This is a genomic window from Peribacillus aracenensis, assembly GCF_025175645.1.
Taxonomy (GTDB): domain Bacteria; phylum Bacillota; class Bacilli; order Bacillales; family DSM-1321; genus Peribacillus; species Peribacillus aracenensis.
This window is the reverse complement of record NZ_JANZMJ010000010.1, coordinates 116,900-129,313: the sequence shown is the minus strand read 5'-3', so window position 1 is coordinate 129,313 and position 12,414 is coordinate 116,900. Positions and strand designations below refer to the sequence as shown.

Here is a 12,414-nt window from a genome sequence, read left to right as displayed (position 1 = left end):
GCGATCAAAAAAAGAACAAAGTTTATTTTGAAAGTGCACATCCCTTTTATTAATGATTTTCCCGTTAGTTGTGATAAAATGAAAGGGTACTAAATAATCAGCATGATTGTAGGATTCTTGGGAGGATTTATGGAAAAAAAATTATCAGTCGCAATCGATGGACCAGCTGCTGCTGGAAAAAGCACGGTTGCTAAAATTGTCGCAGAAAAGTTCAATTACATATATGTGGATACAGGAGCAATGTACAGGGCCCTTACCTATAAGGCCCTTAATCAAAAGATTCTTCTTGATGATGAACAAGCATTATCAAAAGTTCTCATCAATACTGAAATCGAATTAAGACCTAGTGAAAACGGACAGTTGGTGTTCTTGGATAATGAGGACGTGACAGCCCAAATCAGGAACAATGAAGTGACCGGTTCCGTTTCGGAAGTGGCAAAGCACCGGAGCATCCGGGAAGAATTGGTTCGCAGGCAGCAAACCTTTGGTGAAAATGGCGGTGTCGTCATGGATGGCAGGGACATCGGTACGCATGTTTTGCCGAACGCCGAAGTAAAGGTATTTCTAATCGCTTCTGTGGATGAAAGGGCACAGCGGAGGCATCAGGAAAATATATCGAAAGGTTTTCCATCAGATATCGAAAAATTAAGGGAAGAAATCGCAACAAGGGACAAACTGGACTCCGAACGCGAGGTATCGCCACTGAAAAAGGCGGCGGATGCTATCGAAATCGATACGACTTCATTATCGATTCAGGAAGTTGCAGAAAGAATCATGTCTTTAATAGAAGAGAGGAAAAGATGACATTGGATTTTTACACATTTGCCAAGAACGTAGTAAAAGGCATTTTAATGCCTTCGTTTAGGGTTAAAGCGCTCGGAAAGGAACATTTCCCTAAAGAGGGCGGAGTATTGATCTGTGCCAATCACATTGATAATCTGGATCCGCCCATAGTTGGTATGACATCTCCAAGGGATATCCATTTCATGGCGAAAGAAGAGTTGTTTCAAGCACCTATTTTAAAGGGTATATTACCAAGAGTGAATGCATTTCCCGTGAAGCGGGGCAATAGCGATCGGGAATCCCTTAGAAAAGGTTTGAAGCTTTTGAAGGAAGGCAAGGCGATTGGCCTGTTTCCAGAGGGAACCAGAAGCAAAACTGGTGAATTGGGAGAAGGCTTGGCGGGGGCTGGATTTTTCGCGTTGCGTTCTGATGCCGTTATCATACCGTGTGCAATCATCGGCCCGTATAAATTTTTGCGTCCGTTGAAAGTCGTTTACGGTCCTCCAATAAATTTTACCGAATATCGCGAACAGAAAATATCAGCCGATGATGCTACAAAAATCATCATGGACCATATTCGGAAATTGATTTCCGAGCATAAATAGTCCTTCATACTTGACAATTTTCTGATTTTGTTAGAATTTATAAAATAAGGGTATTGTTCCTTATTGCAGATGAAAAGGAATATAACTTTATTACTCTAAAAAAACTGTTTTTATCTTTATTAGGAAAGTGTTTTTATTGAACCACTTTAAATAAAATATGTGGCCGATGAAGAGGAAATTTGCTGATCAGTCATGGGTTAAGGAGGAGTTAGTAATGACAGAAGATATGAACCAGGTAGAAGTGAACGATTACAAAGTTGGGGATCAAGTTAGGGCAACCGTTTCAAAGGTAGAAGAAAAACAGGTCATGGTCGATGTGGAAAACAGCAAGACGGATGGAATCATACCCATCAGTGAGCTTTCAAGCCTGCATGTCGAAAAGGCGTCAGATGCCGTTTCGGAAGGTGATGCATTGGAGTTGGAAGTCATTAAAGTCGAAGAAGAAGCTCTCATTCTATCAAAACGTAAAATTGATGCTCTTAAAGCATGGGATGACCTGGAATTGAAATTTGAAAATGGAGACGTATTTGAGGCAGAAGTTAAAGATGTCGTCAAAGGCGGGCTTGTTGTAGATCTAGGCGTACGTGGTTTTGTTCCAGCTTCTCTAGTAGAAGACTATTTCGTTGAAGACTTTTCTGATTACAAAAACAAAACTTTAACATTCAAGATCGTTGAGCTTGAGAAAGACAAGAATCGCTTAATCCTCTCACATCGGGCAGTGGTCCAAGACCAAAAGGAAAAGCAAAAAGCAAACGTTTTGGATAAGATTGAAAGCGGGCAAGTGCTTGAAGGCTTGGTCCAAAGGATTACCGATTTTGGTGCATTCGTGGATATTGGGGGCGTAGACGGCCTTGTCCACATTTCCCAGCTTTCCCATCAGCATGTCGACAAGGCATCCGATGTCGTTTCAGAAGGGGATAAGGTACAGGTGAAAGTGCTATCCATCGATCGTGATAATGAAAGGATTTCACTTTCCATTAAGGATACCCTTCCGGGACCTTGGGCAGGAATTGCAGAAAAAGCGGCCAAAGGCTCTACACTGGAAGGTACCGTGAAACGCCTTGTTTCTTTCGGTGCATTCGTGGAGATTTTTCCAGGGGTAGAAGGACTTGTCCATATTTCACAGATTTCGCACAAGCATATTGCCACCCCTCAAGAAGTACTTAAAGAAGGCCAGTCTGTCAAAGTGAAAGTGCTGGAAGTCAATGAAACGGATCAACGTCTATCATTGAGCATTAAGGAACTTGAAGAACCTCAGTCCAATTACAACACATCAGATTATGAGCTCCCAGAGGAATCGAAGGGCTTTCAGCTAGGTGAAATGATCGGCGATCAATTGAAAAAACTCAAATAAAATAATAATGGTGATGGCCTTGGAGAGAAAACAACGAAAATTAGATCATATAGAATTTGCGCTAAAGACAGGACAGCAAAATAAAACCGGGCTAGAAGATATTTCGTTTATTCACCAAAGCTTACCAGGTATTTCCTTGAATAATGTGAACCTCACAGCAGAAGTTGGCGAACTTGAATTAAGTTCGCCAATTTTTATAAATGCCATGACCGGAGGCGGAGGCCCTGAAACCGAAAAATTGAATGGTGACCTAGCCATTGCAGCACGGGAAACAGGAATCGCCATGGCGGTAGGATCGCAAATGGCAGCCATCAAGGATTCTGGCCAGCAAGCTTCTTTTAAAGTTGTAAGGAAGGAAAATCCTGATGGCGTGTTGATTGGTAATCTCGGTGGAGAAGCAACAGTCGAACAGGCTAAGCGAGCAAGCGAAATGATCGGGGCCAATGCCCTTCAGATTCATATTAACGTCATCCAGGAATTGACGATGCCTGAAGGGGATAGGGATTTTGCGGGTACCCTTTCGAGAATAGAAAAAATCAACAGTACGATCGGAATTCCTGTCATCGTAAAAGAGGTTGGATTTGGGATGAGTATGGAAACGGTGCGGCAATTACATTCCGTGGGTGTTTCGATCATTGATGTAGGCGGGTTTGGCGGAACGAATTTTGCTAAAATCGAGAATGAAAGACGTGCAAAAATACTCGGATATTTTAATGAATGGGGCATACCGACAGCTGCTTCGATTGTCGAAGCTGTTAAGGTTTCACCACAGCTTTCAGTCATTGGGTCTGGTGGCATTCAAAGCCCTTTGGAAATTACAAAAAGCCTGGCATTAGGAGCCAAAGGAGTCGGGTTGGCCGGACATTTCCTCAAGATTTATAAAGAGTTGGGCTTGGAACAATTGATTAAAGAAATACATTACATACATGAAGATTTGAAGGTCATCATGACTGCACTCGGGTGCGGTAATATCCCAGAACTAAGGAAATCAAAATTAGTCATCAAAGGAAATACCTATCATTGGTTATCTCAAAGAGGCATTGATTGTTCGGCGTATGCTAAATGAATGACCACAAAAGGAAGCATCTCAATTGAAACAAATTGAGATGCTTCTTTTTGTTCAAGGAAGACTTAACTATTCCTTTTTCGTGCCTCTTCAGGGCCTTCCATACTTGTTGCCCCTTTATGACCAAGTGATTGGTCCCTGTCAGACTCCACGCGTTTACTTTCTTTTAATTTCTTCTCTTGCCGATCTTTTCCCATGTTCACACCTCCTTTTAATTGATAGGGGGAAGGTTTTCCTCATTAAATGCCGTGCTTTATGTTTATACTTTGAATAAACAAGCCATAATGTTCCTAAAAGGGGGACGCTGCATGGATGGAATTATATTTTATTGGATTTCATGGATAGTTTGGGTCATTGTCATGTTTTTTATTCCGAAAACGGTTCCCTTTCGTTTTGATTTTCTTTTTCATCTATTAGCCATTATGGTATTAGCGGGCTACAAACTGGAGGCTCCATTAATTTCCGTTCATTTGAGCGGTCCGTACCTTTTCTTTATAATGTGTGTATATATTAGGAAGAAATCAATCATCAAGATGATGGAACTGATCAGCGGAAGTCTTATTATCACTCTTGCTTATGCCAGCTTTCAACTTTTTTCTTTGCTTGATCCGATATGGCTCATCATGAAGCCCTCTTATCTTTTGTGTATTTTCCTGAATTATCTTATCCTATTACTTTTTAAAAATTGGAAACACCGATTGTTCGTCCTATTAATTGGGATGATCATGGGAGATATCATATATTCTGGATTACTTGCTTACCACTCTTTACCTTATGTGGGCCTTGCTTATGCATGGCATGATAATGCAGTTCTGGTTCTGGGCGCAAACATACTGTGGAGAATGTTGGAAATGGTTGGCCAATACATTTATTTAATATCCCAATCGAGATTTTTATCGAAACAAGGAAAAGAGAATTTTAATCAATGAAGGGTATAGGGAAAAATGGTAGGAAGTATTAGCCGCTTTATCAAAAGGCAGATGTATAGATGGAATCAAATGGAATTGGAAGGCTTTTATTCATACAATCATTGTTGATTGGCGAGAAATTTGTTACTATAGGATAGTTAGAGGTCTGTAGATAAATCGTAAAATGCTCTAAACAATTAAAAAGGAAGCCGTATGTCGAAGCTTTCTTCATTTTTTTGGGCTGTTTATAATCAAGTTTGAGCATGCAGGAGGGTTGGCTTCGCGTCACTTTTGGAACCGGGGCGTCAAGTGGACAAACTGCCCGTGAATACTTGATGAGTTTAACTGAACATCAGTTAGGATTTTCTTACTGATGAAAGATTCCTTTAAATGATGATAGATACAGCCTTTTCCTTTAAAAGGAAATGATGAAAATCAATAATGCAAAGCAACCGTAATATATGCATTCATGAATTTCGTGACTTTGACAGAGATATAGTAGCAGAAAGGGTGAATAGCAATGCCAAAACCGGTAATTGCGATAGTCGGTCGTCCGAACGTGGGAAAATCGACAATCTTTAATAGAATAGTTGGAGAACGGGTTTCGATTGTCGAAGACGTTCCTGGAGTAACCCGGGACAGGATTTATAGTTCTGGTGAATGGTTGACACATGATTTTAACATTATTGATACAGGTGGGATTGATATTGGTGACGAGCCGTTCCTGGAACAAATCCGCCAGCAGGCTGAAATTGCCATCGACGAAGCTGATGTGATAATTTTTATGACGAATGGTCGTGAAGGTGTAACGGCTGCAGATGAAGAAGTAGCTAAGATACTCTATAAATCAAGAAAGCCAGTTGTCCTTGCAGTAAATAAAGTCGATAACCCAGAAATGAAAGATCAAATTTATGATTTCTATGCATTAGGTTTTGGGGATCCATTCCCGATCTCCGGGTCTCATGGACTTGGTCTTGGTGACCTTCTGGATGAAGCGGCCAAACATTTCCCTAATTTCAGCGGCCAGGATTATGCTGATGATGTCATTAAATTCAGTTTGATTGGAAGACCGAACGTAGGAAAATCATCTTTGGTCAATGCATTGTTAGGTGAAGAACGTGTCATTGTAAGTGATATAGAAGGTACGACACGCGACGCGATTGACTCTCCTTATAAATATAATGGCAAAGAATATGTCATTATTGATACAGCAGGGATGCGGAAAAAAGGTAAAGTGTATGAAAGTACGGAAAAATATAGCGTACTTCGTGCATTAAGGGCAATTGAGCGTTCAGACGTTGTTCTTGTGGTCCTGAACGCAGAAGAAGGTATTCGTGAGCAGGATAAAAAAATTGCCGGATATGCCCATGAAGCGGGTAGGGCTGTCATCATCGTTGTCAATAAGTGGGATGCCATCGAGAAAGATGAAAAAACGATGAAGGATTTTGAAGAAAAGATCCGTGCCCATTTCCTATTCTTGGATTATGCGCCAATCATTTATCTTTCTGCCTTAACGAAAAAACGGACACATACCTTAATACCGGTCATTGATCAGGCTAGTGAGAATCATGCTATCCGGGTTCAGACAAATGTCTTGAATGAAGTGGTCATGGATGCGGTAGCGATGAATCCGACACCGACTCATAATGGCAACCGTTTGAAAATTTATTATACGACTCAGGTAGCGATCAAGCCGCCAACTTTCGTTGTATTCGTTAACGATCCTGAGTTATTGCATTTCTCATATGAGAGATTTTTAGAAAATCGAATTAGGGATGCCTTTGGTTTTGAAGGAACACCAATACGAATTTTTGGACGCCAGAGAAAATAGTAAAGGTGGTTATATCATGGTGAAAGATAAAGAAAGTATCGCAGTGATTGGAGCTGGGAGCTGGGGAACTGCTTTAGCGCTCGTAATCGCCGATAACCAGCATGAAGTGAGATTGTGGGGACATAATCAGAAACAAATCAATGAAATAAATCAAAATCATACGAATGAAAAATATTTGCCTGGGATTGAATTGCCTATGGGGATTAAAGGTTATTCTTCCCTTAAGGAAGCGCTGGCCGGGATTGAAATAATTATTTTGGCAGTTCCTACCAAAGCCTACAGGGAAGTGCTTGGTCAGATTGAAGAGGTTCATGATAAACCATTGACAATCGTTCATGTGAGTAAGGGAATTGAACCTGATTCATTGCTTCGTATATCGGAAATGATTGAAGAAGTCTCTTCGTCTGAATGGCTTAAGGATATAGTGGTTCTTTCAGGACCGAGCCATGCTGAAGAAGTAAGTCTCCGTCACCCGACAACAGTTGCCGTTTCTTCAAAGAATATGAAGGCTGCCGAAAGGGTTCAGGACATCTTTATCAATAATAATTTCCGTGTATATACAAATCCGGACATGGTTGGTGTTGAAATCGGAGGGGCATTGAAGAACATCATTGCTTTGGCTGCCGGCATTACGGATGGTTTAGGCTATGGGGATAATGCCAAGGCGGCATTAATGACACGGGGATTGGCTGAAATATCCCGTTTAGGGGTGGCCATGGGGGCTAACCCACTAACGTTTTCAGGTTTAGCTGGGATTGGCGACTTGATCGTCACTTGTACAAGCGTTCATTCCCGTAATTGGAGAGCTGGGAATATGCTTGGTAAAGGGCAAAAGCTTGAAGAAGTTTTGGAAAACATGGGTATGGTCGTTGAAGGTGTCAGAACCACTAAAGCTGCCTATCAACTAGCCCAGAAGTACGAAGTGAACATGCCGATCACAGAAGCCTTGTACGATGTTTTATTCAATGGGGAAAAAGTGAAAAAGGCTGTTGACCTTTTGATGAATCGTTCAAAAACGAATGAGATGGAAGAACTTTATAACATATTGGATAGCAGGCAGCAGGATTAACCTCCAATTTGTTGATTTTCATAAAAGAATTTCATTAAATTAGGCATTTGATGATGCGCCTTGCCGTGTATCAGCATACAATGCAACGAAAGTAAACTAGTAATTTGACCTCGGCACGGGGGATTTAGTCAAATGAGCAGAAGATATCCAGATATCTTCTGCTTTTTTTTATGCAAAAAATCATCGGATTTCATTTAATTTATGAGTATTTGAATAGATTATTCATTATTGCATAAATCATTCTACATATTTCCTTGTTTTTGGTTAAAAATCGACTATTTTTTTTGGTATGAAAATTGCGAAGTGTAATATGACCAAAAATTATTAGGGAGGGGAGGAAAGTTGGTTTACTTTTCTCGCTAAAAAAGGAAGGGGAATGATACATGCAAACAGGTAAACTGAAAAGGTCTTTAAATTTATGGCATATCGTATTGCTTGGTGTTGGATATATGACGCCGATGGTTGTTTTTGATACATTCGGCATAGTTTCCGAAAAAACGGGGGGGCATGTGCCAACCGCATATGTCATTGCTCTTTCAGCGATGTTGTTTACTGCAGCAAGTTATGGAAAAATGGTGAAAATCTATCCACAGGCAGGTTCATCCTATACTTACACACAAAAAACGATTAATCCACATTTAGGCTTCCTTGTCGGGTGGTCTTCTTTACTAGATTATTTATTTTTACCGATGGTGAACGGCATTTTAACAAAAATATACTTAACTGCTCTATTTCCGGAAGTATATCCATGGATATGGGTGGTGGCATTTGTCCTTTTAATGACATTCATTAACTTATTCAATGTTAATCTTGCAGCCAACTTTAATAGCTTCCTTGTTTTTTTTCAAATGTTGGTCATCGTTATTTTTGTGGCACTTGTGGTTAAAGGGGTCATGGGTGGAGAAGGCACTGGAGAGGTCTTGTCGATTCAGCCATTCATCGGGCCACATTTGGAAATGTCGACGCTCATATCTGGTGCTACAATCCTTTGTTTTTCATTCTTGGGGTTTGACGCAGTCACTACTTTATCGGAAGAAACATCGAATCCATCCAAAACGGTACCACGGGCCATCTTTTTGACTGCCCTTATCGGAGGGGGATTATTTGTGACGGCATCATTCTTTACACAGTTATTTTTCCCGGATATTTCCCGTTTTAGCGATCCTGAAGCAGCTTCTCCGGAAATTGCCCTTTTCGTTGGCGGGAAGTTATTTCAGGCTTTCTTTCTAGCAGGAACCTTATGCGGTACCCTTGCCTCCGGTCTTGCATCTCATGCTAGTGTTTCTAGGTTGCTATATGTCATGGGGCGTGACCAAATGATCCCGAAAAAACTATTTGGGTTTATCCACCCCAAATATAACACGCCATTTTTTAATGTCATATTTGTCGGGTCCATATCATTGGTTGCCTTATTCCTTGATTTGGTTACGGCCACTTCCCTCATAAACTTTGGGGCTTTAATCGCTTTTACCTTCGTGAATATTTGCGTAATCGTCCACGCAATAAGAAACAAAAGCTTCAGAACGATTAAAGGATTTCTTTCAACTATTCTTTCCCCGGTTTTAGGCGCGGCTTCGGTCTTCATCCTTTGGCTTAATCTCGAGATGAGTTCCTTGATTTTAGGGATTGTCTGGGCGGTAATTGGGATTGGCTATCTTCTGTATCGGACAAAATGGTTTACGGAATCCCCTCCGCTATTCCGTTTTGAAAAAGCACAGTGAATCTATTGTATTCATGAAACAAGGGTGGTTGTTATATGGCTGATGGGAAAATGAAGAGAGCGTTGCCTGTTGTTCTATTTTCGTTCATGGCGTCAGCGACTTGTGTTAGTGCTTATGAGCAAGAATATGTCACTTGGTAGGGTTCCGGGAGCCTGCTGGCTTGCTTTTATGGTGATGTTTTTCACAGCGTGCAGTTATGGAAAGATCCTTCCTTCGGCAGGTTTGGTATATGGGTATACGAAAAAAGTCTATTAATCCATATTCCGGTTATTTACTTGCAGGTAAGTCGATACAGATGAATTTAATCATTCGTTTGAATGGGTCGATTAATTGTTGTTCCGTATTTTCTTTACAGCATTACTTCTGTACCCGATTATGCACCGGCGCTGAGTTTACTGATTATTTCGACGTCTTGTCATGGACATATTCATCGTTTCACCCATCTGTGATATTTCATACGGGGCAAGGAGAAGTGACGGTATGGTGGAAGCCTCCCTATCTTTATAAAAAGCGCCCAGGGCGAGGACGGCCATCCTCTAATCATAACCAGCAGGGGTATGCTAAAGGCTAAGAAAAAGTGAGTGGTCCTTTATAAAATAAATGGTGCATTCCATATTTTTAGGTCAAAAGGGTCCGTTAAAGGACCCTTTTGTTGTGGAACGAATAAAAGTAAATGATCGAAATTGGGTATGGTGCATGTTATTTTTTATCTTGCAATTCAGAATTGTGATAAAATATAGGTTAGGTTACAAAAGGAGAGTGAAAATGTGTTATCTATTCCGGATGATAAAATAAGACCATTCATAACTATAACAATTGATCAGCCTACATTTTCAGACCAAAAAATTCATGAGATACAGGAACCTTTCTTCTTTCTTATGAAAGAGAATCAAGTGTTTGCGTATATCCGAATGGATGACCTCCCGTTAAATGAAAAAATAACGACAGTCGATCAGCTTTTACAGTATGCTTTTTCGATTGATAATGTCTGTAAATTGCACCCTAACATTTCCTTGCCGCATCTGTTTCAAATTATCGGTGAACCTATCGTACTGATAAAAACGGATGATGGCCTGCTAACCGGTTATGTAAAAAGGGAAGATGTATTAGCTGAATTATTCAAGCAGGACAGCAAACAAAATTTAGACCTGCTAAATGTGATTTTAACCTCCATTCCTATGGGGATTTTTGTGGCTGATAAAGAAAAAAATATCGTGAACTTTAATGAATCAGGCTTGAAGATGATAAAAAAGCCTTCTGATCAAGTCATTAATGAACCTGCTGCGAACATCTTCAATAAGCAGCATATACATAGCGTGTTTACCAGCAGGAGCAGTATTCTGAATCAGTTGGAGATTACTGATGTCATGAGTGTGCTTGTCGACTATAGCCCGATTCTGAACCATGAAAAAGAAGTCGAAGGCCTGATCATCATCGTTCAGGACTTACCGATGGTTGAAGAAATGGCCATGGAAATAGAATTGATAAAAAGCTCGAATAAAGACTTGAATGCCATTTTGGCGAATATCTATGATGAAATACTTGTAGTGAATCAAAAAGGAGAGCTGCTGCGCTATAGTAACAGCATCATCTCAGGATTCTGGGGGAAGGACTTAAAAGATTATATAGGGAAGAATCTCTTGCAATTAGAAGATGAAGGGATTTTTAATCCTTCGGTCACCCGGTTAGTCCTTGACCAAAAAAAGAAAGTATCGGTTGTCCAGGATACGAAAATGAATAAGAAAGTCCTATCCGTGGGCACCCCTGTGTTTAATGAAAAAGGCGATATAGATCGAATAGTCATTGCATCAAGGGATATAACGGAAACGACTCAATTGAAATCGGAATTAAATGAAATGAGGAAAGAACTGGACTCTTTCAAAAAACAAGATCAATTTTATAAAGAGTTGGTTTTTGCAAGTCCTAAAATGGAGCAGATAATCAGCCAAGTCAAGAAAATCGCTCATTTTTCATCTACTGTATTAATCAACGGGGAGTCGGGAGTAGGTAAAGAAGTGATAGCCGAGGCCATTCATAAAATGGGCAGGCGATCTAAACGGCCTTTCCTGAAGATAAATTGCGGGGCGATTCCGGAAAACCTCCTCGAAAGTGAATTGTTTGGCTATACGAAGGGTTCCTTTACAGGAGCAGATAAAAATGGGAAGGTAGGATACTTTCAACAGGCCGATAAAGGTGTTTTATTCCTTGATGAAGTGGGTGACATGCCCATACATCTGCAAGTCAAGCTGCTGCGGGTCCTCCAGGAACAGGAAGTGATTCCGATTGGCAGCACCACGCCCATTTCCATTGATGTTCAAATTGTTGCAGCCACGAATAAGAGTCTGGAAAAAATGGTCGAGATGGGCACGTTCAGAGAAGATTTATTCTATCGATTGAACGTCATCCCCATACATGTGCCCCCTTTAAGGGAGAGGCCGGAGGATATACCGCCGCTAGCCTTTCATTTCCTGCAAAAACTGAATGAAAGGTATCAGCGGAATTACCACTTTTCCCCCGATGCATTAAATATACTGGAAGTCTATACCTGGCCGGGGAACATTCGTGAGTTGCAGAACATGATTGAAAGATTGGTTGTTTCTGCAGATGAAGAGACGATCGATGCTGACTTCATTCAAAGGTTCATACCTGTGGGCAGTGACTTTAAACAATCGAAACCCATCATTACGAGAATTCTTCCACTGCAGGAAGCACAGGATCATGTCGAAGAACAATTGATCATGCTTGCCATGAAACAGTATAAAACCACGACCAAAGCGGCTAAAGCGCTCGGGATAAGTCAATCGTCAGTGAGCAGGAAGTATCAAAAAGTGTTAGCTGAACAGAATAAGAAAATCGAAAACAATGCATTTTGAATAAAGGCCGTTGCAAGTGATGCAAATCACTTGTCAACGGCTTTTATTTTTATTGACGGCATTAGGGGAGCTATTGATGACTTTCAAGATGATTATGCAAAGTGAAATAACGCTATGCACATTTGCATAGAATCGGAGTGATTTATCAAAAAGAAATGCGAATTTATTGGTTAATTAACTTGGCATGGTTCTTGCTTGATTAAT

At 40.6% G+C, this 12,414-nt stretch carries 11 protein-coding genes; 10 read left to right on the top strand and 1 reads right to left on the bottom strand.

Features of this window, described 5'->3' with window-relative positions; translation table 11 throughout:
• Positions 1–129 precede the first annotated feature (129 nt).
• The 4 genes from cmk to fni all read left to right on the top strand — a co-directional run bounded on the left by cmk (position 130) and on the right by fni (position 3,808).
• Complete coding sequence (gene cmk, locus N0M92_RS12600; protein WP_192205362.1) at positions 130–804, top strand: (d)CMP kinase; 675 nt, start codon at positions 130–132, stop codon at positions 802–804.
• Between the two features lie 2 nt (positions 805–806).
• Positions 807–1,388 carry a lysophospholipid acyltransferase family protein gene (locus N0M92_RS12595; protein WP_260286092.1) on the top strand — a complete coding sequence of 194 codons (582 nt, stop codon included), beginning with the start codon at positions 807–809 and terminating at the stop codon, positions 1,386–1,388.
• A 214-nt stretch (positions 1,389–1,602) separates the two neighbouring features.
• A complete protein-coding gene (gene rpsA / locus N0M92_RS12590) occupies positions 1,603–2,742 on the top strand; it encodes a 30S ribosomal protein S1 (protein ID WP_260286050.1) in 1,140 nt (379 codons plus the stop codon).
• A 19-nt stretch (positions 2,743–2,761) separates the two neighbouring features.
• Positions 2,762–3,808, top strand: a complete 1,047-nt coding sequence (fni, locus tag N0M92_RS12585; RefSeq protein WP_260286049.1) for a type 2 isopentenyl-diphosphate Delta-isomerase — start codon at positions 2,762–2,764, stop codon at positions 3,806–3,808.
• Between the two features lie 65 nt (positions 3,809–3,873).
• Here fni and N0M92_RS12580 read toward each other — a convergent pair whose 3' ends face one another.
• A complete protein-coding gene (locus tag N0M92_RS12580; RefSeq protein ID WP_260286047.1) occupies positions 3,874–4,005 on the bottom strand; it encodes a YpzI family protein in 132 nt (43 codons plus the stop codon).
• Between the two features lie 111 nt (positions 4,006–4,116).
• Here N0M92_RS12580 and N0M92_RS12575 point away from each other — a divergent pair, with 111 nt between their 5' ends.
• From N0M92_RS12575 to N0M92_RS12550, 6 genes are all read left to right on the top strand, one after another.
• Positions 4,117–4,737, top strand: coding sequence for a YphA family membrane protein (locus tag N0M92_RS12575; protein WP_260286046.1), 621 nt, complete (start codon positions 4,117–4,119; stop codon positions 4,735–4,737).
• A gap of 499 nt (positions 4,738–5,236) precedes the next feature.
• Positions 5,237–6,547: a ribosome biogenesis GTPase Der gene (der, locus tag N0M92_RS12570; protein WP_192205357.1), complete on the top strand. Its 1,311-nt coding sequence runs from the start codon at positions 5,237–5,239 to the stop codon at positions 6,545–6,547.
• Between the two features lie 16 nt (positions 6,548–6,563).
• Entirely contained in the window at positions 6,564–7,616 is a 1,053-nt protein-coding gene (locus N0M92_RS12565) for an NAD(P)H-dependent glycerol-3-phosphate dehydrogenase (protein WP_260286044.1), read from the top strand.
• 383 nt (positions 7,617–7,999) lie between these two features.
• Entirely contained in the window at positions 8,000–9,337 is a 1,338-nt protein-coding gene (locus N0M92_RS12560) for an APC family permease (protein WP_260286043.1), read from the top strand.
• A gap of 229 nt (positions 9,338–9,566) precedes the next feature.
• Positions 9,567–9,908 carry a hypothetical protein gene (locus N0M92_RS12555; protein ID WP_260286042.1) on the top strand — a complete coding sequence of 114 codons (342 nt, stop codon included), beginning with the start codon at positions 9,567–9,569 and terminating at the stop codon, positions 9,906–9,908.
• Between the two features lie 196 nt (positions 9,909–10,104).
• The gene (locus tag N0M92_RS12550) at positions 10,105–12,210 is read left to right on the top strand and encodes a sigma 54-interacting transcriptional regulator (RefSeq protein ID WP_260286041.1); all 2,106 of its coding nucleotides are present in this window, start codon (positions 10,105–10,107) and stop codon (positions 12,208–12,210) included.
• Positions 12,211–12,414: the final 204 nt, after the last annotated feature.